We start from the raw sequence: 22,896 nt of genomic DNA on the forward strand, positions 1-22,896 counted from the left end.
CGGTGGAGACGCGAGCGGAGAGGGCCGGGGCCAAGCGGACTTCCCCCCGGTATCCGGTGCTCCTGGTCGACGACGAGGAGTCGTGGTTGCGCAGTTTTCAAAGCGCGCTTCGCGCCTCGGGCATCAACAACGTCGTGGCCCTCTCCGACAGCCGCCTGGTGCCGGAGATGCTTGGCAAGCGCCAGTTTTGCGCCGTGGCCGTGGACCTGATGATGCCCCACGTCGCCGGCGAGGAGCTCATTCCCCGCATCCTGGCCGAGCATCCGGAACTGCCGGTGCTGGTCATTTCCGGGCTCAATGAGATCAAGACCGCGGTCAACTGCATTCGGCTTGGCGCCTTCGACTTCATCGTCAAGACCGAATCGCGCAATACGCTCATCGCCGGCATCAAGCACGCCATCGAAATCTTCGAGCTGCGCCGGGAAAACAGCACCCTGCGCCAGCGTCTGTTTCAGGAGGAGCTGGACGCCCCGGAGCTTTTCGCGGACATCCTCACCGTGGACAAGACCATGCGGGCGGTCTTCCATTACGTGGAAGCCATCGCCGAGACCGCCTGGCCGGTGCTGGTGACCGGGGAAAGCGGCTCGGGCAAGGAGCTGATCGCCCGGGCCGTCCACCGGGTCAGCCGCCGGCAGGGCAAATTCGTGGCCGTCAACATGGCCGGGCTCGACGACAACATGGTGGCGGACACGCTTTTCGGCCACACCCGGGGGGCTTTCACCGGGGCGGCCCAGGCCAGGGCCGGGCTGGTGGAGACGGCCCGGGACGGCACGCTCTTTCTGGACGAGATCGGCGACCTGAGTCCGCAGTCCCAAAAAAAGCTGTTGCGCCTGCTCCAGGAGGACGAATACGCCCCCCTGGGTTCGGACGTTTCGCGCAAGTCCACGGCCCGCATCGTCGCCGCCACCCACCAGGACCTGACCGCGCTCCAGGAGGAGGGTACGTTTCGGCGCGACCTCTACTTTCGCCTGCGCGGCCACATGGTCTCCCTGCCGCCGCTGCGGGAACGCCCCGGCGACCTGCCGCTTTTGATCGAACACTTCCTCGACGAGGCGGCTGGCGAAGGCGGGCGACACCTCCGGGCCGACGTGCCCGGCATCGCCAGCCTGCTCGCGGGCTACGCCTTTCCGGGCAACGTCCGGGAACTGCGGCACCTCGTCCACGACGCCGCCCGCCTGGCCGAGGGCGCAACGCTCGGACCGGAGGCCTTCCGGGTGGTGCTGCGCTTCGATCCGGCGGTGCGCCTGGACACGGCGACTGCGGCGGACGGGGCGGTCCCGGCGGATCTGCTGGGGTTCGGCTCGCGCCTGCCCACGCTCAAGCAGGCCCGGGAACTGCTCATCGAGGAAGCCCTGCGCCGCGCCGGCGGCAACCAGTCCATCGCCGCCCGGCTCATCGGCATCACCCGGCAGGCGGTCAGCAAATACCGGCAGTCGCGCCAGGACGGCGACGCATCAAAGGCTTCGTAACGGCCGCTTCCACAGCGACAGCAAGACCGCCCGGGTCGAGCCCATGACGGACACAGGCGATGCGGCCCCCGGCGCGGGAAAGGTGACTCACGATGCGCTATGAACAGGCGCTGGCCGTGGCCCGGGCCAGGGGCGAGGCCGGCCTGCTCGGCGGCGGTAAGGGGAAGCGTCGCCGGGCCGGCAAGAGGGCTTCGAAGCGCGGTCCCGGACAGGCGTCTTGCGGGCAGGGCTCTTGACGCCGCGCCAGGGAGGAACCATCTTCGTAGGGTATGAAGAGCGGTTTGCATTGGCCGGCGTCTCCGGCCGGCGTTGCAAACCGCCGAGGCGTGGACAAAGGAGTGAACCATGGCCAATGGCTGGGCCGGCGACGGGGCCGTGCAGGATCAGATCGCGCATTCCATAGCCGACGAGGTGGCCCGGGTGCGCAGCCGCATGCCCCAGGGCGAAAGCCTCTCGGAGTGCGAGGAATGCGGCGAGCCCATCCCCGAGGCCCGGCGCAAGGCGCTGCCCGGCGTGCGGCTCTGCGTCGCCTGCCAACAGGAGCGCGACCGGGACCATGTCGCCTTTTCCCCGTACAACCGCCGCGGCAGCAAGGACAGCCAATTGCGGTAGGGAGAGAGGAGGGAGGCGAAGAGGGAGCGAAGGCGATGCGAGAGGGGAAACCCTTTCAGGAAAGGGTTCTCCCCTCTCGCGCTCTCCCCTTCCTAAAGTTTTTAACGGGGTAAGATGCGCATGGTCGTGGTGCGCAAAAAAAAAGGGCCTTCCCGCCGCTCTGGCGATGGGAAGGCCCTTTGCATTTCCGTTATGAGGCGGAAGGTTATTTGGTAAAGTCGATCAGCGTGTCGCAGTAGCCTTCCATGGCCGTGCGGATGGCCTCCTGGTCGGCCTCGGTGGGCGCTCCCTGCCATTCATAATGGCCGAGGATGTCCCAGCCGGATTTCTCCGTCTTGGCCTCGAAGTCCTTTTGCGCGCCGCCGACCCAGCCGAACGAGCCGAAGCGGTATACCTTCTTGTTGGCGACCTTCTTGACCAACAGCTCTTCGATCATCTGGGCCATGGGCGGGAACATCTTGTACTCGTAGGTCGGCATGCAAAATATCAGGCCGGCCGACTTCCAGGCGCTGGCCAGCACGTAGCCGGCGTCGTCGCCCGGCGCCTGGTACACATGCACCGGGATGTCCCGCTTGCGCAGCACCTCGATGATGGTGTTGAGCACCTGCTTGGTGTTGCCGTACATGCTGCTCCAGATGATGGTCACGTCCCGTTCCGCCGGACCCTTGCTGTACTCGGCGTAGCGCTTGTAGTCGTTGATGATGACGGAGGGGTTGTCCCGCCAGATGATGCCGTGGGACGGGCAGATGATCTTGATGTCCAGGTCCTTCAGCTTTTCCAGGCCGCGCAGCACGAAGGAAGAAAACGTGGCCACGATGTTGGCGTAATAGCGCAGGGCCTCGTTCTCGTAGAACTCGTGCTGTTCCTGCGAGATCTGGTCGTCGAAGATCTTGTCTTCCTCGATGCGCCCGTAGCAGCCGAAGGCGTCGCAGGAGAAGAGAATCTTCCTCTTGCGCTCGTAGGTCATCATGGTTTCCGGCCAGTGGATGTTCGGGGTCTCGAAGAACTGCAGTTCGTAATCCCCCACCGTCAGTTCCATGCCGTCGGTGATGGCGATGGCCCTGTCCGCCGGCACATCGGAGAAGGCCTGCAACAACGGAATGGCCTTTTTCGTGCAATAGATGACCGCTTTCTTGTTTTTCTTGCAGAATTCGCGCAGCCAGCCGGAATGGTCCGGCTCCATGTGGTTGATGACCAGGATGTCGATATCCTCGACTTCCAGTTTGGCCCCTTCGATCTGACGGGTAAATTCCTTGGGGAAATCGAAGATGTTTTGCGTCAGGTCGATGAGGACGTTCTTCTCGCCCTTGATGAGGTAGCCGTTGATGGAAATCCCGTGGGGGATCGGCCAGATGCCCTCGAACAGATAATTCTTGTCCTCGATGTTTACAGAAACACGGTAAACATCATCCACAATCTTCTTGATATGCATGATCCTGGCGATTCCTTTTAGAGGGTTGAACAAAGCATTCCGTATAAAGGCTATTGAGAATGCTTCAAGCGTACAGTGTTTGTCGCTACCCTGATATCGGGGTGCTTGTTCCCGCTATCCTGGGTGGTTTGTCGCTGCTATGCGGTGGACTGCATTTCCACCTTATCTCTATGACTAATAAATCCTAAACAGAATTGGGGGTGTTGTCTAGCGTTTTGGGGGTTGCGCTTTTGGGGCCGCCAACGCGGTCAAGGGCATTTCCGAATGCCGGCGTGCACGAAATGCACGGCAGCCCCTGGGCAAAAGGTATTTGTCCTGGGCGGTTGGGGCATGGTCCATGGATCGGAAAAACGGGACCCTGGCGCGGAGCCGTCGGCAACGGACACGCTTCCCGTGAAGCGAAGGGCGGTTTTTTGGGGGGCGTAAGTGCCGGGCGCGGTGTTTTACGGCGGCGGCAAGGGCGGCGGGGCGCTCGGCCCGGCAAGGCCGGTTATTGCACCTCGCGGAAATCCCGGACGTCGAGGCCGAAGCGCAGGATGCGGGCGTAGAGCGTGGCCCGGGTCACGCCGACCTCTTTGGCCGCCGCGCGCACATTGCCTCGGGTGCGGCGTAGCGCCGTGACGAGGGCCTCGCAGTCCTGGTCTTCCCGGGCCGTTTTCAGCGTCGGGGCCGGCGCCGGGGCCGTCGTCGGGGTTGGGAAGGGGGAGGCTGCGGCGACGGGCCTTTCTTGCTGGCCGATTTCCGGGGGCAGGTCCGCCACGTCGATGACCGGCCCCTCCGTCATCACCGCCGTGCGTTCGATGCAGTTTTCCAGCTCGCGCACGTTGCCGGGCCAGCCGAACGCCTCCAGACAGGCCAGGGCGGCCGGCGTGAACCCGGTCAAGGGTTTGCGCAGGGACCGGGAAATCTTGTCCAGGAAGAACCGGGCCAGCACCGGCACGTCGCCCAGGCGCAGCCGCAACGGCGGCACCTGGATGACCAGCACGTTGAGCCTGTAATAGAGGTCCTGGCGGAAGGTGCCTTTTTCCACGGCCTGGCCCAGGTCGCGGTGCGTGGCCGCCACCACCCGCACGTCCACCCGGGTCGGGCGCTTGCCGCCGATGCGGGTCACCTCGCCTTCCTGCAGCACGCGCAAAAGGCTCACCTGGGCGGCCAGCGGCATGTCCCCGATCTCGTCGAGAAAAAGCGTGCCGCCGTCGGCCAGCTCGAATTTGCCTGGCGCGCCCTGCCCCGCTGCGCCGGTGAAGGCCCCGGCCTCGTAGCCGAAGAGCTCGCTTTGCACCAGATCGCGGGGGATGGCCCCGCAGTTGACCACGATGAAGGGTTCCTGGCGGCGTTCGCCGCCGTTGTGGATGGCCTGGGCGAAAAGCTCCTTGCCCACGCCCGATTCGCCGAGCAGCAGGGTGGTCATGCCGTTGCCGCTGGCCATGCGCGCCAGGTGCAGGGCCTGCCCCATGGCCGCGCTGTCCCCGATGATGTCGCCGAAATCGTAGACCGCCTTGGCGCCGGTCAGGCGGTTGGTCAGGGCGTGGACGCGCCGGGTCTCGCGCAGGGTGACGCACAGTCCGCCCCCCGGGATGGGGGACGAGGAAAAAAGACAGTGCAGCGAGGTGCCGTCGGCCAGCAGCATGGAACATTCGCCGTCCTTGACCTTCTTGTCGGGAAACGCCGGGCTCTTGCCGCCGGCCTCGGTGGCGATGCCGGAGAAATTCCGGCCCACCACGTCGCCGCGCACATGGAAAAGCCGCTTGGCGTAGCGGTTCATCAGCCGCAGATTGCCGCCCGCGTCCAGGACCACCACGGCCTCGCCCAAAAGCTCCATGACCGTCTGGACTTCCTGGAGCAGCGTCCGAAGCCGCATCTGCTCGGTGATGGCCTTGGCCGCCGCGATGACCAGGCCGAAGGTGTGCTGGTGGAACTTGTCGCGCTCCAGGGTCAGGGACAACGTGCCGACGAGTTCCCCTTCGTTGTCGAAGATGGGCGCGGCCGCGCAGGACCAGCCGTCGAAATGCGGGTTGTAGTGCTCGCAGCCGAGCACGCACACCGGAATTTTTTCCTCCAGGCAGATGCCCATGGAGGTGGTGCCATCCACGGATTCGCGGCTGATAAGCCCCCGCATCAGGCAGCACGAGCCCCGGCCGTAGCCTTCCCCGTCGCCCACGGTATGGAGAAACACGCCGTCGGCGTCGGTTAGGACGATGCAGCTTTTCGACGGCAGGATGTTTTCGAGCAGCTCCTCCATGACGCGACTGGCGCAGTCCACGAGAACGGCGTGCCGTCGCAGGACTTCCTGGAATTCCACGGGGCCGATCATGGCCACGGGCAGGCCCACGGACGGAACATGGGCCGCCCGGGAACGCTGCCAGGAACGGAGGATATAGGGGCGGACATGCAGGAAGTGCGCGTCCCGGCCGACATGGAACTGGGCGCGCGCCTGGCGGATTTTTTCCCAGAACGGCGCGTTGAGCCCGTTGAGCATGAAGTACGGACCGCTCATGCTGCTCATGAAGGGGCCGTGGTACTCGGCCATGATGGCCGCATCCGGGCCGGAGGGCGCACGCAACAGGGCGCTTATCGACATAATACTGCTTCCCGTTCCTTTTCCAGCCGGTGCAGATGACGTTCGGCCTGCGGCAAGGAGGGTTTCGTGTCCTAACACTACCATGGAACAAACACGCGAGCAAGAAGGTTTCGTGATACTCCCGGGAAGTCGAAGGCCCGGGGCCGGCGGCAAGAGCGGGGAGAAAACGCGGCGCGGCGGCCTTGGGGAAGCGGGGGGAGAGGCCCCGGACGCGCCCTGGCGGTTTGAAAGGGTGTGCGGCTCATCCTGGGCGCTCGGCATGGTGTGCTCTGGTCTGGGGGCGGCCGGTTGCGGCCGGCCGCCCGGTTCGGATCAGAACACGTAGGCCAGTCGGAGGGTGATGCTGTTGGTCTTGATGCCGTTTTGCACGGCCACCGGTAGCTTGTAATCGGCCATGAGCTGGAGGTGCTGGTTGAGCATGTAGAAAAAGCTCAGTCCCACCGTATGGTTGCAGGTGCGGTCGTTTTGCCGCGCCCCGTCCAGGGTCGTTTCCGCGCCGTAGGCGAAGTAGTAGTCGCCGGACACGAAGAAGTCCTTGGTCAGGTCGTAGCTGGCGTGAAACTCCACGCCGTAGAGCGGGTCTTTGGACGACGTCACGGGCTTTTTTTCCGCGTCCGGGGCGTCGATGTTGTTGGTGAAAAACTCCACGTTGGCGATGAGTTCCAGCCAGGCCTTGTCGGCCAGGCGTTTGCCGACGGCCAGCTCCTGCTTGAAGGACCAGCGGTTGGAGCCGAGGTTGACGATGCTTTCCCGGCGGTAGGGACCGGAAGGAATGGTGATGTAGGGGCTGTAGGCGAAGTAGTAGCCCTGTTCCATGTTGTTGATAAGCCAGATGGTGGAGAGAAACGTGATGTCGCCGACGCCGGAGGAGCGTTCGCCGTTTAACTCCACCTCGCCGAAGGGAATGACCGCCTGGGGATCGATGGTGAAGGGGCCGAGCTGCATGTAGTGGATGGGGCGCAGGATGCCCATATTGGTGGTCAGATTGGCGTTGTCGCTCACTTTCTTGTCCCGGGCGTACAGTTCGTTGCCGAAGCCGTGGGAGTAGTAGAGGTTGATGATGTTGGTGCCCGGCGGCAGGGGCACGTAGTCCCGGGCGTTGGTCGTGCCGGCCGTGGCCCGCCCCCAGGGCGCAAGGACCAGCAGCACGGCGAGGCACAGGATGGACTTTCGCATGACCTCCCCCTTGGGTGGTGCGGTTGATGGTGGGTCGTTGTGGAAGTAGCGCCGCGGGTCAGGCCATGGCCGGCTGCTGTTCGCTTTTGAGGCTGGCGATGGCCAGGATGATGCCGAGCACCACGCCGAGGGCCGCGGCGAAAAGCACCCGCATTTCCGTCGGCAGGATGAAGGTGATGGTGTGGCAGGGGACCCAGAAAAACGGCAGGGTCTTCTTGAACACGAAGCCCCACAGCATGTGCCAGTCGATCTTGCCCAGCGAGCGGCTGATATGGACGGTGGAGAAAAAGCCGGCCAGCGTGCCGCCGGTTTCGGCGATGTGCATGGAGAGTACGGCCTGGACGGTCATGAAAAGCGGGGCGAACAGGAAGTTGTTGGCCACGCTCACGCAAAAGGCCATGCCGGCTTTCTGGGCCAGCGAGTCCCCGGCCAGGGCGTCCGCGGGCAGGGGCAGGCCCAGGGCCGCCACCAGATGGGGCACGCCCATGGCGTAGATGATAAACGAGGCATTGATGACCATGCCGATGATTCCCCACATGATAAACCGGGGGAGCAGGCCGAATCCCAAACGGTTGTAGGTCTTGGCGGTGATGCGCAGGGCGAGGACCTCGCCGAAGGTGCACAGCACGCCGAATTTGATGAAACTCATGAGGAAATCGTGATCGCGCGAAAAATCGTTGAAGGCTTCGAACACGCCGGGCACCAGGCCGAACAGGCCGAGCACCAGGGCGACACACAACCAGACCGCGATATCCGAGGCTTTCATGGCTTGCTTCCTTGTGGTTCGAGTGAGGCTCCACCGACCGTCGCCTTGGGATCGGCGCGTCGGTCGAAAGGCCCCGTCCCTCCCCGGGCGGACCGGGAACGGGACGGGGCGGGGTCGCTCGCTACCGGGGCCGGGCCGCTACCAGCACCGGGTATAGAGACCCTCGATGTCCACCACGGTCGGCACCCGGGGGTTGGTGGGCGTGCAAGGGTCGTTCATCGCGTCTTTGGACAGGGCGGGGATGTCCGCCTTGTCGACGGTCACGCCGCGACGGGCGGCCGCCTCGGAGATGGTGGCGGCGATGCGCACGTCGGCGCCGAGGCGCCTTATGGCGGCGATGGCCGTATCCTCGGGATAAGGGCCAAGGTCGGTGAGTCCCGCGGCCCGGGCCACGTCGGCCAGCTTCTCGCGGCACACGATCTTGTTGAATTCGAGGACATGGGGCAGGACCAGGGCGTTGGCGTCGCCATGGGGGATGCCGTAAAAGGCGCTTAGGGGGTGGGCCAGGGAGTGGACGATGCCGAGCCCCCCGTTGCTAAACGCCATGCCAGCCATGGTCTGGGCGTAGGCCATCTTTTCCCGGGCCTCGATGTCGCCGCCGTTGCCCACGGCCCGGCGCAGGTACTTGAAGATGAGCCGCACCGCGCCGATGGCCAGGGCGTCGGTGTATTCCGAGGCCCCGAGCGAGATGTAGGCCTCCACGGCGTGGGTCATGGCGTCCATGCCCGTGGCCGCCGTGATGAAGGGCGGCAGGCCGGTCATGAGCAGCGGGTCGATGATGGCCACCCTGGGCAGCAGCCTCGGGTCGGCCACGCCGAACTTCACCTTGTGCGCGCCCGTGTCGTTGGTGATGACCGCGATGCAGGTCGATTCCGAGCCGGTGCCGGCCGTGGTGGGGATGGCGATGTAGCAGGGCAGCGGGGCTTTCAAGGTGCCCGGCCCGGCATAGGCCAGGATGTCGTCCCCGCCGCTGGTGGCCAGAACGCCGCAGGCCTTGGCCGTATCCATGGAGCTGCCGCCGCCGAGCCCGATCAGGCAATCGCAGCCTTCGGAGCGGTAGAGGGCCAGGGCGGCGTGGACGTTGCCGGTGGTGGGGTTGGGCACGGTCTCGTCGTAGACGGCGTAGGGGATGCCGGCCTCGGTCAGCACCGCTTCCACCTTCTGGCTGATTCCCGCCTTCACGATGCCCTTGTCCGTGACGACAAGCGGCTTTTTCCCCCCGTTGCCGGTGATGGATTCGGGCAGCTTGGCCAGGGCTCCGGCTCCGGTGAAAAGGATGTCGGCCATCTGAAATGCGGTGACGGTGGACATGAAACGCCTCCTTAATGGGCAGGTTGGTTGTTTCCCGGGCGTTGCGGACGCGGGCCTAGTTGGCGTCGGCCAGAAGGGCGGCCAGCACTTTTTCCGGCTTGGCCGGCAGGCTGGTCACCCGGACGCCGCAGGCGTCGCGAATGGCGTTGGTGATGGCCACGTGGGGGCTGGCCATGGGGCCCTCGCCCGCGCCGGCCGCGCCGAAGGGGCCGTAGGCGCGGGGATTGTCCTCGAAGTAGATGATCTCCAAGTCGTCGGGCACGGATTCGATGAAGGGGAAGCCCGCGCCGGCCAGGGAGGAGTGCTTTTTGACGTCCTCGTAGTCCTCGGACAGGGCGTAGCCGATGCCTTGGAGCATGCAGCCGTAGATCTGGCCGTCGGTGACCAGCCGGTTGTTGACCTTGCCGATGTCGGCCAGGCAGGTCATATGCTCCACGGTCACCTTGCCCGTGGCGGCATCCACCGCGATTTCGGCCTGGTAGATGGCGTACATGAAGACCAGAAACGGGCTGCCGAGGCCGGTTTCGGCCGAGCAGGGCGTGCCGGGAACGGTGTAGACGCCGTCGAAGCGGGTGGGTTTGCCGGCGGCCACGAGCTCGGCCTGGGTCATGAAGGTGCCGTCGGGCTTTTTGGCGGTTGCGAGCAAGGCTTCGCAGGCGGTGCGGATGGCGCCGCCGACCACGACCTGGGAGCGCGAGCCGCCGGCCGGGCCGGCCGGCGGCTGCTTGGAGCTGTCGGGCCAGCTGAAGCGGATCTTTTCCGGCGGGATGCCCATGGGGAACAGGGCCTCGTGGGCCGTGCCCACGGCGCCGATGTCCGCGCCCTGGCCATGGTCCTCCCAGGACGCGCCGACCGTGACGCCGCCGTCGGGATCGTACTGGACGAAGACCGAGGCGCTGTCCGCGCCGTCGAGGCCCGAACCGTAGACGCCAAGGGCGATGCCCACGCCTTTTTTCACCTCGGGCGTTGACTCCTTCCTGGCGCGTTGCTTGGCGGCCTTGTAGCGCGGCCGCAACGCTTCGAGCATGCCGGGTAGGCAGTAGACGTCCGGCGTCTGGCCGGTGGGGGTGGTGGCTCCGGGTCGGTAGCAGTTGGCCAGGCGGAATTCGATCGGGTCCATGCCGAGGGCCAAGGCCATCTCATCGATCAACGATTCCCCGGCGAAGAAGGACTGGGGACCGCCGAAGCCGCGAAAGGCCGCGCCCCAGCAGTGGTTGGTGGCCACGGCGTGGCCCATGCCCCGGATGCTCGGGATGTCGTAGCCCGCGCCGATGAACTGGATGCCGCGTCCGGTCAGGCCGTCGGCGAACTCGCAGTAGGGGCCGTGGTCCACATAGTAGTCGTGTTCAAGGGCCAGGATGCGGCCGGTCTTCCTGTCCGCCGCCATTTTGGCCTTGATGTGAAACGGCGAGCGTTTGCCGGTGTAGGTCATCTGCTGGAAGTAAGTGTAGCGCAGGGAGGCCGGACGCCCGGTGGCCAGCACCGCCACGCCGAGCAGGGCCTCCATGGTGGGGCTCAGCTTGTAGCCGAAGGTGCCGCCCATGGGGTTGGCGATCATGGCGATCTTGTCCGGCGGCAGGCCGAGCCCTTCGGCGATCATGAAGGCGTGCAGGTGCACGGCGATGGACTTGCTGTGGATGTGGAGCAGGCCGTCCTCGCCCATGTAGGCGAAGCCGACGTCGGGTTCGATGGGCATGTGGGGCTGGCGGCTGGTGTGGAATTCGCCTGTGACGACAGCCACGTCGTTGCGGGCGAACACCGCCTCGGGGTCGTCGCCCTTGACCAGCGGCTGGGTGAAATAGACGTTGGGCGTGCCGGGGTGGATCTCGATGGCGTCCTCGGCCATGGCCTCCTGGGCGCTTAAGTAGGCGGGCAGTTCCTCCAGGTCGAGGCGTACCTTGGCTGCGGCCGCCTTGGCCTGCTCTTCGGTGTCGGCGCAGACGATGGCCACGGCGTCGCCGTACTGGAAGACCTTGGCGTCGCACAAAATGGGCCGTTCCCAGCCGTCGCCCTTGCTGTTGGGATTGGACACCAGGCCGAAGATGCGGTTTTTGCCCTGGACGTCCTTGGCCGTGAGCACGCGGTATACGCCGGGCATCTTTTCCGCTTCCGCCGTGTCGATGCCCCTTATCAGCGCATGGTGGACCTCGGCCTGGACCAGGGCCAGGTACAGGGTGTTTTCGGGCAGGCGCAGCCCGAGGTCCGCGCCGTAATCCAGGGTGCCCGTGGCCTTGGCTTCGGCCGTGGGGCGCGGATAGGTCGAGCCCCAGATGCGCCGGTTAGCGGGCATGACGAAGTCGAGGCTCTCCGGTGCGGCCTCGCTGCGCATGACGGCGGCGGCGTCCATGACCGCATCCACCAGGGGCTTGTAGCCGGTGCAGCGGCAGGCGTTGCGGTGTTCCTGGAACCAGTGGCGCACGTCTTCGCGGCTGGGGCTCGGGTTTTCGTCCAGCAGCCCCTTGGCCGAGACGATGAATCCCGGTGTGCAAAAGCCGCACTGGGCCGCCCCGTGCTTGACCCAGGACCGCTGGAGCGGCGCCAGGTGGCCCGGCTGGCCGATGCCTTCAATGGTTGTGATGTCGGCCTTGTCCGGCACGCGCTGCATTTTTGTGATGCAGGAACGAACGACTTTGCCATTGATGATGACGGAGCATGCGCCGCATTGTCCTTGGGCGCAGCCGATTTTTGTCCCCGTCAAATGAAGGTTTTTCCGCAGTACATCGGCGAGGGTGCTTTTGTGTGGATAGATCAGCGTTCTTTCCACGCCATTTACGACGAGTATCTTCTGTTCCATTTCTTCCATATGCCGTTCTCCAGTATTTCTTTTTCCAAAAGCAAGCGGCATGCCAGGAAGACGGCATTGTATCTATCTGAAATAACAGATGTATATTGTATGGGCAGTGTTGTGTAATCCCGAAACATGTCTAGACATGTTTAGACAGACAAGGGCGCTCGGGCAGGGGATGAAGCGGGAAAACGGCAGCGTGCTGGCGAAGAAAAACGCTATGATTTTAGAGAGGTGAAGACCTGGAGCCGCGAATGCGCCCCGGTCTTTGGCCGCTTATGACCGGCCGGGGCGTTCGGGATGTCTGGCCTGCGGGAAGGGCGGGCCGTCCTCCCGCGTGGTCCCGCCCTGGAAGGGCCTTTTTCCTCCTGATCGCTGGCGGAACGGCTTCGCGATATGCCGCCCAATGCTCTTTGAGGTCATTGACCATGCGCGTTAACCTGATAGGGTGGAAAAATGCTGCATTCACTGGATATGCGCACGGTCCTCTTCGAAGGCGCGTTTGTCTGCTTCACTATTTTCGGGATCATGGCCTACCATTGCCTGGCCAGGAACACGTATCCCGGCTTCCGCTATTGGACCGTCGGATTCATGTGCGCGGGTACGGGAGCCATCCTCATCGCACTGCGCGGGAGCCTGCCCGATTTCCTCTCCATTGTGCTGGCCAACCTGCTGATTGCCGCGATGCCGTTCACGTTGGCCTGGGGCTTGGCCGTCTTTCTGGATATTCCATGGGCGCGTCGGACGATGCATAGCGCTCTCTTCGTGGCGCTTCTTCTGGTCCTGATCTGGTCGACGTATATCTCGCCGAGTCTCTATTGGCGGATTATATGCTTTTCCTTCGTGTTCCTCGTGTTTTTCGCCGAAGCGTTACGGATTGCGGTCAAGCATCTCCCCGGCGCGCTCGGCGGACAAAATTGGCTTCTCGTGACGATGATCGCGTTCTCCCTCGCCTCCATGGCGCTGCGGCTGGGCATCGCGACCGCCATGGGGTCCTCCCTGACCTTTTTCCGAAACGGGGGCGCATGGCAAAGCATTGCGATTTTGCTGACCGTTTTGAGTATGGTCGGGATCATGGCGGCCTTGATTATCGTCAACGCCCAACGCATGGAGCTCGAACTCAAGGAAGCCAATCGCAAAATCGAAATCCTCGCCAACCAGGATGGGCTGACGCGGCTTTTCAACAGAAGGTATTTCGACAAGAAGCTCAGGCAGGAATTCAAACGGCTGCAACGCAGCGCCCAACCGTTGTCGCTCGTCATGGCCGATATCGACTGCTTCAAGAACTTCAACGACACGTATGGGCATCAGGCCGGGGACGACTGCATCCGGGCCATCGCCGACGCCTTCAGGCAGTCGGGGGGCCGCGTTTCGGATATCGCCGCCCGTTACGGCGGAGAGGAATTCGTGATGCTGCTGCCCAACACGGATGTGCGCGGGGCCGACGCGGTGGCGCGGGAAATAGCCGCGCGGGTGACCGCCAGGGCCATCCCGCACGCCTCCTCGGTCGCGGCCCCCATCGTGACCCTCAGCATGGGCGTGGCCACGGTCGTGCCGGCGCGGTCGATGCACCCCGGGACCCTGGTCGAAATGGCCGACCAGGCCCTTTACGCCGGCAAGGCCAATGGAAGAAACCAGATCCGCAGCGCCGCGCCGCAGCAGGATATGCGGCTTTTGCCCTGCAGCCCCGACACGGCTTGACCACGGCCTCACGCGGCGTTAGGCGCATTTCCAACGCAACAAAGGGGGCTTGCCATGGCGCTCGATCGCTATATCTGCCTGCAGTGCGGCTACACCTACGATCCCAAACGCGGTGATCCCAAAGGCGGGATCGAACCCGGCACGCCCGGCGAAAAACTGCCCGACGACTGGCGCTGCCCCGTCTGCCAGGCCGACCAGCGGCAATTCGCCCGCCGTGATGATTAGGGGGAATGGAAAAATGAATGCCGGGGGGAAACCTTTCTGAAGAAAGGTTCTCCCCCCGGCACCCCCTTTCCAAAGACTTTTAACAATAACGGTGCACTATCGATATCGTGCTGTTATCGTGAGAAAGTTTAGGAAGGGGAGAGCGCGAGAGGGGAGAACCCTTTTCAAAGGGTTTCCCCTCTCGCACCTTCTTCTCTTCTCTAATCTTACATATCGCCCACAGCCTGGCGGTAGGCGGCCAGGGCGGCGACGGTGACCAGCGGGAAGCCGTTGGCCGCGGCGAAGCGTTCGATTTGCGCGCCCTTGGCCATGGTGCCGTCGGGATTGGTCAACTCGCAAAGGACGCCACAGGGGGCAAACCCCGCCAGCCGGGCCAGATCCACCGTGGCCTCGGTATGGCCCCGGCGCTCGAGCACGCCGCCGGGCTTGGCGATCAGCGGAAACACGTGGCCCGGATGGGCCAGGTCGCAGGGCTTGGCGTTCGGCGCGCTGGCCGTCTTGACGGTCGTCACCCGGTCCGCAGCCGAAACGCCGGTGGTGACGCCTTCGGCCGCCTCGATGGTGATGGTGAAGGCCGTGCGGTTTTTGCAGGTATTGACCGTGACCATGGGCGTCAGCTCGAGCTGCTCGGCCTTGGCCGCGGTCAGGCACAGGCACACGATGCCGCTGCATTCGCGGATCAGCATGGCCATCTGCGGGACGGTCAGTGTTTCGGCCGCGAAAATGAGGTCTCCCTCGTCCTCGCGATCCGCATCGTCGGTCACGACGACGCCTTTGCCCTGGCGCATGGCCTCGATGGCCCGCACCACACTCTGATACTCGTTTTGAACACCGGAATAGGTCTGATTCATGGCGTGCTCCGTACGCGGTCCTGGCTTGCCAGAATCAGGGCGGAAATGGAGACGACCGGACAAGCCGCGCCAAAGCGGCCCGTCGGCCTCACGCCGGCCCGATGCCGGCGAGGGGAATGCCGTCTGCTCCTCTTGCATCCGGACTGTAACCGTCGGCCCTGGCCTCGCACCAGGTCTGCTGACCTTCGTGCCGTGAAGGACCGGATGGGGTCCTTGCGCTGCGACCTGGAGGGATGCCTCCGTCGGAAACCGGTCTTGCCGGGTCCGTGTCGCGTCGGCGCGAAGCGCTCGCGGGCTCCCCGGATTGCCGGGATACCGCCGGTGGGGACTTTCACCCCGCCCTGAGGACAACGCGGCTTTGATAGCGCCGCCGGTTGCGCTTGGCAAGGGCAAGGGAGGGGATGCTAAAAAGAGTTCTGGGGGAAAACTTTTCTGAAGAAAAGTTTTCCCCCAGACCCCCTTTCCAAAGACTTTCAATAGTGGCGGGGTGTTGTCGGTAGCTAGCGTGTATAGTTAAAAAATTGAGGAAGGGGAGAGCGCGAGAGGGGAGAACCCTTTTTAAAGGGTTTCCCCTCTCGCACCCTCTTTGCCCTTTCTTACTGCATCTTCATGCCGGAGGCGTGGCCGAGGTATTCGTCGCGGGTGACCTTGCCATCGCCGTTCTTGTCGGCCTTGGCGAAGTCGTCGGCCATGTGGTGGGCGGCGAATTCTTCCTTGGTCAGGACGCCGTCTTTGTTGGTGTCCATGGTGGTGAACATCTTTTCGGCGGCCGTGGTGTCCTGCTCCGGCTGGGACGCGGCGTAAGCGGCGGGGACGGCGGCCAGGGCGGCGATGAGGGCGAAGGCGGCTATGGCGGTACGCATGGGGCTTCTCCGTGAGTCTGCGTGGTTAGCGTAGAGGGGCGTGGTTATTGGTTGGCCGGGGCGGCGGGAGCGCTAGGAGCGGCAGGGGCGGCCGCGGCCGGGGTGTTCTGGGCGTTGGCGGCAGGCATGGGCATGTTATGGCCAGGCATGGCGCCGTTTGCGCCGTGGTCCATGGCCTTCATGTCATGTTGCATGCCCTGCATCATGTCCTTGCCCATCATCATCATGCCCTTGTCCTTGCCCATCATCTTGCAGTCGGCATCGCTCTTGGGGCCCATCATCATCTTACCGCCCATCATGCCGTCCATCATCATGCCTTCCATCTGGCCCATACGGTGGGTCATGCGGATGGGGGTGCCGGTTTCCTTGGCGTAGCGGATGCGGAAGAGGGTGTCCTGTTCGAACAGCTTGCCGCGAAGGGCGCTGATTTCAGTGGTCAGCTTGGTGACGGCGGCGGTGTCGCCGGGCTTGGTGGCGAGCAGGGTTTCCAGCTCGGCCTGGCGGGCGACGAGCTTGCCGCGCAGTTCGGCGGTCTTGGCGATGTAGTCCTGGCGGAGCAGGTAGACCTTGTTGGGGTCCACGGGGGGGGCGGCCGGGGTGGCGGTCGTGGCTGTATCGGTCGTGGCGGCCGGTGCGGCCGGAGCATTGTGCTGGTGCGTGGTCTGGGCCAGGGCCGGAACGGCCAGGGCCAGGGTCAGAGCTAATGCGGCGGGGATACGAATGCTGTTACGCATGGTGAATGCCTCCTTGGGGTTTGTCTTCCCCAATAGCATCCGTCGTGCCATATAGGAACTTTTTTTGTCGGGAATTTATTCAAGGCGTACTCTATTTCGATATAACACTTTGATATTATAAAATTTATATGAAGATGACAATTCGGTTCCCTTGCGGGAACTTCTTTGAAAAACAGCTTGCGGCAACGGCGCGGATTTTTCCGTGTCTATAAACTATACGAATTTAGGATGAAATATGGATGGAAATGATACGCCGTGCCGGGCAGTGTCTTCTTTCTATCCATGAACGGGGAGAACCTTGAACGCCCGCCGGGGAGGACGTGACAGGAATCCGGCTTTCAGTCTTTCAAAAAAACACGCGATCTCTCTCTATTATGACCATTGAAAGTTTTTGGGGAGGGTGGGGGTCCGGGGGAGGGAACCCTTTTTTTCAAAAAAGGGTTCCCTCCCCCGGTTCCTCTCCCACCGCCTCTCCGCGGGCCTTGCTACCGCGTCACGGCGCAGTCGGGCGCGGCGTCGGCGTCTTCGACCCCGAACCGGGCCTCGAACTCCTTGCCGAACCGGCACAGGGCCTCGAGGATGGGGATGATGTCGCGGCCGGGCTCGGTCAGGCCGTATTCCACGCGTGGCGGCACCTCGGCGTAGACGGTGCGGGTGATGAGGCCGTCGGCCTCGAGTTCGCGCAACTGCTGGGTGAGCATCTTCTGGGTGATGGTCGGCATGGTGCGGCGCAGGGCCGAAAAGCGCAATGTCGCGACATCGCGCAGATGCCACAGGATCAGCGGTTTCCACTTGCCGCCGATGACCGCCAGCGACAGCTCCATGCTGCATGAATATTCCTTGCCCCGGCAGCGCTTGCGCCCACCCGACGTTCCCTGTCCGGCCATGATGTCCGCTCCTTTGAATAGTATCCAAAAGGGTACTACATAACTTATATGTGCCTACTTGCCTTTTCCGCCATACTTGCAGAATTCTCTTTAGGCGTAAAGCGGAAACCGCAAAGGAGGCCCCATGGATCTGTTCGAAGCCATCCATACCCGGCGCAGCATCCGCGCCTTCACCGACGCGCCGGTGTCCGAAGCGGATATGGACACCATCCTGCGCGCGGCCATGGCCGCGCCAAGCGCCGGCAACGCCCAGCCCTGGCATTTCATCGTCCTCGACGACCGCGCCACCATGGACGCCATCGTCGCGATTCATGCCCACGCGGCCATGATCCAACAGGCACCGGTGGCGGTGGTGGTGGCGGCCGAACTGGCCCAGGAGAAGTATCCGGGGTTCGGGTACTGGACGCTCGATTGCTCCGCCGCCGTGGAAAATATGCTGCTGGCCGCCCGGGGGCTCGGCATCGGCTCGGTGTGGTGCGGCATTTATCCCCGGACCGAGCGCATGGAAGGCCTGACGAAACTGCTCGGCCTGCCGGACGGGGTGAAGGCCCACGCCCTGGTGGTGCTCGGCCATCCGGCCCAGGACTTCAAGCGCGTGGAACGTTTCAAGCCCGAGCGCATCCACAAGAATCACTGGTAGAAGGCAGTACGCATGCAACGCCATCTCGGCCGCACCTGCCTGCTGTACCCCATGCCCGCCACCATCGTCGGCGCCATGGTGGACGGCAGGCCCAATTTCCTGGCCATCGCCCATGTGGGCATCCTGAACAACGTGGCTCCCCAGTACCTGACCGTGAGCCTGAAGAAGTTTCGGCACACCAGCCGGGGCATCCACGAATCCGGCGCGTTTTCCATCTGCCTGCCCGGCAAATCCATGGCCGTGGCCACGGACTATGTGGGCATCGTCTCCGGGGCGAAGGTGGACAAGTCGCGGGTTTTCGATGTCTTTTACGGGGAACTCGGCAATGCGCCCATGATCCGGGAGTGCCCGGTCAATATGGAGTTGAAGCTGCATCAGGTGATCGACCTGCCGGCCCACGAGGTGTTCGTGGGCGAGCTGGCCGGTTCCTACGCCGAGGAATCCTGTCTGAAAGAGGGCAAGGTGGACCTGGAAAAAGCCAGGCCGCTGCTGTTCGACTATTCCAGCGGCTGGTATTTCTCCGTTGGCGAGCCCGTCGCCCCCTGCTGGCGGGCCGGCCGGGACTACCCGGCGCAACAGACAGAACACGAAGGAGCATAATGATGGAAAAGGTCTCTCTTGGCGCGACAACCATGACCCTGCCCACCCCGGCCTGGCTGATCGGCACCTACGACGCGACCGGCAAGCCCAACCTCATGACCGCGGCCTGGGGCGGGATTTGCTGCTCCAAGCCGGTGTGCATGACCGTTTCGCTGCAAAAGCCCCGGCATTCCTATGCCGCCATCTTGGAGCGCAAGGCGTTCACGATAAACGTCGCGTCCGAGGCGGACGTGGCCAAGGTGGACTACTGCGGCATCGTCTCCGGCAAAAAAGCCGACAAGTTCGCGGTGTGCGGCTACACGGCCGTGAAAAGCGAGCTCGTGGACGCGCCCTATGTCGCCGAGTGCCCACTTACGGTCGAATGCAAGCTGATCCATGTCCAGGATCTGGGCCAGCACACCATGTTCGTGGGCGAGGTGTTGGACGTGAAGGTGGACGCCGCGTGCATGAAGGACGGCAAGCCGGATGCCGCCGCCATAAAGCCCATCATCTTCGCCCCCGAGGACCGGCATTACTACGGCCTGGGCCGCGATCTCGGCCTGGCTTTTTCCATCGGCAAGGAGCTGAAATAATATGGAGAAAGTGCGTCTGGACCCGGAAATCCTGCCGCCCATGCCTGTGACCCTGGTCGGGGCCATGGTGGCGGGGCGGCCCAATTTCATGACCGCCGCCTGGGTGACGCGGGTAGGGCACAAGCCGCCGATGATCGGCGTGTCCATCAACCACCGCCAGCTCACCGGCCAGGGCATCCGGGAATCGGGCGCATTTTCCCTGTGCCTGCCCGGGCCGGAGCTTGCGGAGAAAACCGATTACTGTGGGCTCGTGTCCGGGCGCAAGGCGGACAAGGCCGCGCTCTTCGACGTCTTCTTCGGCGAGGTCGCGGCTGCGCCCATGATCCGCCAGTGTCCGCTGTGCCTGGAGATGACCCTTTTTCAGGCCGTGGACCTGCCGCACCACACGTTTTTCATCGGCGAAATCAAGGCCGGTTGGGCGGACGGCGAAATTCTCACCAACGGCAAGCCGGATGTGGCGAAATACAAGCCGCTGCTGCTCACCATGCCCGACAACCGCTACTGGACGCTCGGGGACCATGTCGCCGATGCCTGGAGCGCGGGCAAGGCGCTCAAGAAAGGAGAACCGCAATGAAAGTACTGGCCATCAACGGCAGCGCCAGAAAGGATGGCAATACGGCCATCATGCTGCGCACGGCCCTTGGCGAAATCGAGGCCGCAGGCATCGAGACCGAACTGCTGCAACTCCACGGCAAGAATATCCACGGCTGCATCGCCTGTATGAAGTGCTGGGAGAAAAAAGACGGCCACTGCACCGTCAAAAACGACATGTTAAACGAGATCATCGACAAGATGGTCGCGGCCGAGGGCATGATTCTGGGATCGCCCACCTACTTCGCCAACGTCTCGAGCAACATCAAGTCCATCATCGACCGGGCCGGCATGGTGGCCCTGGCCAACGATTCCATGCTCGCGCGCAAGGTCGGCGCGGCGGCGGTGGCCGTGCGGCGCGCCGGGGCCATCCATGTCTTCAACTCCATCAACCACTTCTACTTCATCAACCAGATGGTGGTGCCGGGGGCGAGCTACTGGAACATGGGTCGGGGCCTCGAACCCGGGGATGTGGAAACAGACGACGAGGGCATGCTGACCATGAAAAACCTCGGCAAGAACATGGCCTGGGTGCTCGAAAAGCTTCGCGCGTAAGGCTTCGGGGTCTACTCGCGGCAAGTTCTGACACCGGCCAACACCACAGGAGTTCCGATGTGCCGGGGAATTTGCTCGGGAAAAACATCCGCCGGCGAAACTGGAGGCACAGATGAAATCGATTATGCTACGCAACGGATTCGGTGTCGAAAACCTGACATTAGCCGAGATGCCGAAACCGGAGCCTGAAGCGGGGCAGATCCTTGTCAAGCTCAAGGCCGCGTCGCTCAACTATGTGGACCTGCTTTTGGTGAAAGGACAGTTAGACCCCAATCTTCGGCTCCCTTTTATTCCCGTTTCGGACGGTTCCGGCATTGTTGAAGCGATCGGGGCCGGCGTCACCGGCTTTGCTCCGGGAGATCGCGTGGCGACCACGTATATCCCGCAATGGGTGGATGGGCGTTGCACCCGGGAAAATTCGCGATTCGAGACGCGTCCCGGTTCTGGGACAACTCCTGGGCAATTGCTCGAATATAAGGTGATGCAACCTAACGAGTTGATCAAAATTCCGGCCGCACTGCGTTACGCCGAGGCCGCCACGCTCCCCATCGCGGGCGTGACCGCTTGGAACGCGCTTGCCTACGGTAAGATCAAGGCCGGCGATACGGTCCTTCTCCACGGTACTGGCGGTGTTTCCATTTTTGCATTGCAATTCGCGAAAGCGGCCGGGGCCAGAGTGATCATCACCTCGGGCGATGACCAAAAATTGGCCCAGGCCCAAGAGTTGGGGGCCGACCATCTGATCAACTCCAAGCAACACCCGGATTGGGCGTCCGCTGTTGTAGACATAACTCACGGTGAGGGAGCGGACATCGTGGTCGAAACCATCGGGGGGAGCAACCTCGCCAAGAGCATCCACGCCTTGAGACTTGGAGGCCATATCGCTGTGGTCGGTTTTCTGGGTGGTGTGGAGAGTACGATCAATTTGATCGCATTCAATCTCAAACACGCAAACATTTATGGATTCAGCGTCGGTAACACCCGTGATTTTGCGGATATGCTTAGGGCTGTGGAGGCAAATGCCATACCCCCTATCATCGCCCGAAGTTTCCCCCTGGAACAGACGGCGGCGGCGTTTTCCTATCTTGAATCCGGGCGGCATTTCGGCAAGGTCGTGATAGAATGGTGAGTTGGGTTTCATCGTTGTGGCTCGAACCTCGGGGAAAGAGGAATATGTCCCTGGCCCCGGAGCATACGAAGGAAGAAAACCAGTATGGCTACAAATACAAGCGCCCCGGGACTGGTCGTCCTGTGGGTGACCGCCGACAAGGAAGCGGCCCTGAACATGGCGCTGATGTACGCCAAGAACTCCCGGCTCAAAGGCTGGTGGGACGAGGTGCACCTCGTCGTCTGGGGGCCTTCGGCGAAACTTCTCGCCACGGACGCCGAACTTCAGGCCGAAGTGGCCGCCTGCCGCGAGGCCGGGGTGACGCTTCTGGCCTGCCTGGCCTGCGCCGAGCGCTACGGCGTGACCGATGACCTCAAGCGCCTCGGCCTGGACGTGATCTACATGGGCGAGCCCATGACCGGATACCTCAAAGACGGCTGGAAGGTCCTGAGCGTGTAGGGAGGGGAGGGGGCGGGGAGGAGAAAAGGCGATGCGAGAGGGGGACCCTTTTTGAAAAAAGTGTCCCCCTCTCGCGCTCTCCCCTCCCAAAAACGTTTAATGGTGACAGGCAGTAACCGCTGAAAGTCTTTGGGAAGGGGGTCTGGGGGAAACCTTTTCTTCAGAAAAGGTTTCCCCCAGCTCTTTCCCCTGAAACGCATTGTTGGCGGTGGCTCCGTCTGCTACGCTGTCGGAAAACCGGAAGGTCCCCGATGGCCAATTATTTCAATGCGTGCCTGTCCCATATCGAGGACGCCCTCGGCCATATCGAAGCGCCCGAAGCCGTCCAGGAAATTCTGGCCATCATGGACGCGCCGCCCATGGAGCTGCAGGCCATCACCCATATCCGGCTCTACGCCGAAACCCTGCCCAAGGCGGCCGAGTATCCGCTGACGCCGGCCCTGCGCCATCTGCATTTCCTCTGGGACGCCTTCGACAAGCTGCCGCTGTGCCTGGTGGTGTCGTTTTCCATCCCGTTTCGACGGCTTCTGGCCAGACGGCTTTTCGGGGCCTGCGGCGCGGCCTTCACGGCCGAGGAAAACCTGCGCTTCAATTTTCCCCAACTGCTGAGCGTCGGGGACAACGTGTTTTTTAACCGCAACGTCTTTCTGGACACCAAGGGCGGGGTGCGCATCGGCAACGATGTGGCCGTGGCCGAGGACGTGCGCGTTTTCACCCACAGCCACGACGAGGCCTCGCACATCACCAGGAGCTACAAGCCGGTGGTCATCGGCGACTACGCCAAGATCTATTCCGGCGCGGTGCTGCTGCCCGGCGTGACCATCGGCCGGCAGGCCATCGTCGCCGCCGGGGCGCTGGTGACTCACGACGTGCCGGACAACATGGTGGCCGCCGGACGGCCGGCGACGATCCTGCGGGAACGGCGCACCGAAGGCCACGACGGCGTCGGCCTCGACCATATTTGGTTGTTTTAGGAGG

23 protein-coding genes and 1 riboswitch are annotated in these 22,896 nt (G+C 63.3%); of the genes, 13 read left to right on the plus strand and 10 right to left on the minus strand.

Annotated features, from left to right (window positions below; translation table 11 throughout):
* Window positions 1–2 precede the first annotated feature (2 nt).
* The 3 genes from K9F62_09730 to K9F62_09740 all read left to right on the plus strand — a co-directional run bounded on the left by K9F62_09730 (window position 3) and on the right by K9F62_09740 (window position 2,081).
* Window positions 3–1,469, plus strand: coding sequence for a sigma-54 dependent transcriptional regulator (locus K9F62_09730; protein ID UJX43182.1), 1,467 nt, complete (start codon window positions 3–5; stop codon window positions 1,467–1,469).
* Window positions 1,470–1,561: 92 nt separating this feature from the next.
* Window positions 1,562–1,705: a hypothetical protein gene (locus K9F62_09735; protein UJX42931.1), complete on the plus strand. Its 144-nt coding sequence runs from the start codon at window positions 1,562–1,564 to the stop codon at window positions 1,703–1,705.
* Between the two features lie 109 nt (window positions 1,706–1,814).
* Window positions 1,815–2,081 carry a DksA/TraR family C4-type zinc finger protein gene (locus tag K9F62_09740; GenBank protein ID UJX42932.1) on the plus strand — a complete coding sequence of 89 codons (267 nt, stop codon included), beginning with the start codon at window positions 1,815–1,817 and terminating at the stop codon, window positions 2,079–2,081.
* Window positions 2,082–2,286: 205 nt separating this feature from the next.
* Here K9F62_09740 and K9F62_09745 read toward each other — a convergent pair whose 3' ends face one another.
* From K9F62_09745 to K9F62_09770, 6 genes are all read right to left on the minus strand, one after another.
* Window positions 2,287–3,513, minus strand: coding sequence for an FprA family A-type flavoprotein (locus tag K9F62_09745; GenBank protein ID UJX42933.1), 1,227 nt, complete (start codon window positions 3,511–3,513; stop codon window positions 2,287–2,289).
* 490 nt (window positions 3,514–4,003) lie between these two features.
* A complete protein-coding gene (locus K9F62_09750) occupies window positions 4,004–6,094 on the minus strand; it encodes a sigma 54-interacting transcriptional regulator (GenBank protein ID UJX42934.1) in 2,091 nt (696 codons plus the stop codon).
* A gap of 312 nt (window positions 6,095–6,406) precedes the next feature.
* The gene (locus K9F62_09755; GenBank protein ID UJX42935.1) at window positions 6,407–7,270 is read right to left on the minus strand and encodes a transporter; all 864 of its coding nucleotides are present in this window, start codon (window positions 7,268–7,270) and stop codon (window positions 6,407–6,409) included.
* 58 nt (window positions 7,271–7,328) lie between these two features.
* Window positions 7,329–8,036 carry a hypothetical protein gene (locus K9F62_09760; GenBank protein UJX42936.1) on the minus strand — a complete coding sequence of 236 codons (708 nt, stop codon included), beginning with the start codon at window positions 8,034–8,036 and terminating at the stop codon, window positions 7,329–7,331.
* A gap of 138 nt (window positions 8,037–8,174) precedes the next feature.
* The gene (locus K9F62_09765) at window positions 8,175–9,347 is read right to left on the minus strand and encodes an iron-containing alcohol dehydrogenase (GenBank protein ID UJX42937.1); all 1,173 of its coding nucleotides are present in this window, start codon (window positions 9,345–9,347) and stop codon (window positions 8,175–8,177) included.
* A gap of 55 nt (window positions 9,348–9,402) precedes the next feature.
* A complete protein-coding gene (locus K9F62_09770; protein ID UJX43183.1) occupies window positions 9,403–12,141 on the minus strand; it encodes a molybdopterin-dependent oxidoreductase in 2,739 nt (912 codons plus the stop codon).
* 447 nt (window positions 12,142–12,588) lie between these two features.
* Between K9F62_09770 and K9F62_09775 the strand changes: the two genes are divergently transcribed.
* Together K9F62_09775 and K9F62_09780 are read left to right on the plus strand one after the other, a co-directional pair.
* The gene (locus K9F62_09775; protein UJX42938.1) at window positions 12,589–13,833 is read left to right on the plus strand and encodes a GGDEF domain-containing protein; all 1,245 of its coding nucleotides are present in this window, start codon (window positions 12,589–12,591) and stop codon (window positions 13,831–13,833) included.
* A 54-nt stretch (window positions 13,834–13,887) separates the two neighbouring features.
* Window positions 13,888–14,058: a rubredoxin gene (locus tag K9F62_09780; GenBank protein ID UJX42939.1), complete on the plus strand. Its 171-nt coding sequence runs from the start codon at window positions 13,888–13,890 to the stop codon at window positions 14,056–14,058.
* A gap of 206 nt (window positions 14,059–14,264) precedes the next feature.
* On the opposite strand, the gene ribB is transcribed toward K9F62_09780, so the two are convergent.
* The 4 genes from ribB to K9F62_09800 form a co-directional block, all read right to left on the minus strand.
* The gene (ribB, locus tag K9F62_09785; protein ID UJX42940.1) at window positions 14,265–14,909 is read right to left on the minus strand and encodes a 3,4-dihydroxy-2-butanone-4-phosphate synthase; all 645 of its coding nucleotides are present in this window, start codon (window positions 14,907–14,909) and stop codon (window positions 14,265–14,267) included.
* A gap of 122 nt (window positions 14,910–15,031) precedes the next feature.
* A riboswitch (FMN riboswitch) is annotated at window positions 15,032–15,262 on the minus strand.
* 243 nt (window positions 15,263–15,505) lie between these two features.
* Window positions 15,506–15,772 (minus strand): EF-hand domain-containing protein, encoded by a 267-nt coding sequence (locus K9F62_09790; protein ID UJX42941.1) that lies wholly within the window; start codon window positions 15,770–15,772, stop codon window positions 15,506–15,508.
* A gap of 44 nt (window positions 15,773–15,816) precedes the next feature.
* Window positions 15,817–16,506 carry a periplasmic heavy metal sensor gene (locus K9F62_09795; GenBank protein UJX42942.1) on the minus strand — a complete coding sequence of 230 codons (690 nt, stop codon included), beginning with the start codon at window positions 16,504–16,506 and terminating at the stop codon, window positions 15,817–15,819.
* 485 nt (window positions 16,507–16,991) lie between these two features.
* Entirely contained in the window at window positions 16,992–17,393 is a 402-nt protein-coding gene (locus K9F62_09800; GenBank protein ID UJX42943.1) for a helix-turn-helix transcriptional regulator, read from the minus strand.
* Window positions 17,394–17,517: 124 nt separating this feature from the next.
* On the opposite strand from K9F62_09800, the gene K9F62_09805 reads away from it, so the two are divergent.
* The 8 genes from K9F62_09805 to K9F62_09840 all read left to right on the plus strand — a co-directional run bounded on the left by K9F62_09805 (window position 17,518) and on the right by K9F62_09840 (window position 22,892).
* Window positions 17,518–18,033, plus strand: coding sequence for a nitroreductase family protein (locus tag K9F62_09805; GenBank protein ID UJX42944.1), 516 nt, complete (start codon window positions 17,518–17,520; stop codon window positions 18,031–18,033).
* A 12-nt stretch (window positions 18,034–18,045) separates the two neighbouring features.
* Entirely contained in the window at window positions 18,046–18,633 is a 588-nt protein-coding gene (locus K9F62_09810) for a flavin reductase family protein (protein UJX42945.1), read from the plus strand.
* Window positions 18,634–18,635: 2 nt separating this feature from the next.
* Entirely contained in the window at window positions 18,636–19,205 is a 570-nt protein-coding gene (locus tag K9F62_09815; protein ID UJX42946.1) for a flavin reductase family protein, read from the plus strand.
* A gap of 1 nt (window position 19,206) precedes the next feature.
* Complete coding sequence (locus K9F62_09820) at window positions 19,207–19,779, plus strand: flavin reductase family protein (GenBank protein UJX42947.1); 573 nt, start codon at window positions 19,207–19,209, stop codon at window positions 19,777–19,779.
* Window positions 19,776–20,351, plus strand: coding sequence for a flavodoxin family protein (locus K9F62_09825; GenBank protein UJX42948.1), 576 nt, complete (start codon window positions 19,776–19,778; stop codon window positions 20,349–20,351). Before K9F62_09820 ends, K9F62_09825 begins: the two co-directional genes overlap by 4 nt.
* Before the next feature lie 112 nt (window positions 20,352–20,463).
* A complete protein-coding gene (locus K9F62_09830; protein ID UJX42949.1) occupies window positions 20,464–21,480 on the plus strand; it encodes an NAD(P)-dependent alcohol dehydrogenase in 1,017 nt (338 codons plus the stop codon).
* 84 nt (window positions 21,481–21,564) lie between these two features.
* Window positions 21,565–21,918 (plus strand): DsrE family protein, encoded by a 354-nt coding sequence (locus K9F62_09835; protein UJX42950.1) that lies wholly within the window; start codon window positions 21,565–21,567, stop codon window positions 21,916–21,918.
* A 251-nt stretch (window positions 21,919–22,169) separates the two neighbouring features.
* Window positions 22,170–22,892, plus strand: coding sequence for an acyltransferase (locus tag K9F62_09840; protein UJX42951.1), 723 nt, complete (start codon window positions 22,170–22,172; stop codon window positions 22,890–22,892).
* Window positions 22,893–22,896 lie beyond the last annotated feature (4 nt).

The organism is Desulfovibrio sp. JY (assembly GCA_021730285.1).
GTDB lineage: Bacteria > Desulfobacterota > Desulfovibrionia > Desulfovibrionales > Desulfovibrionaceae > Solidesulfovibrio.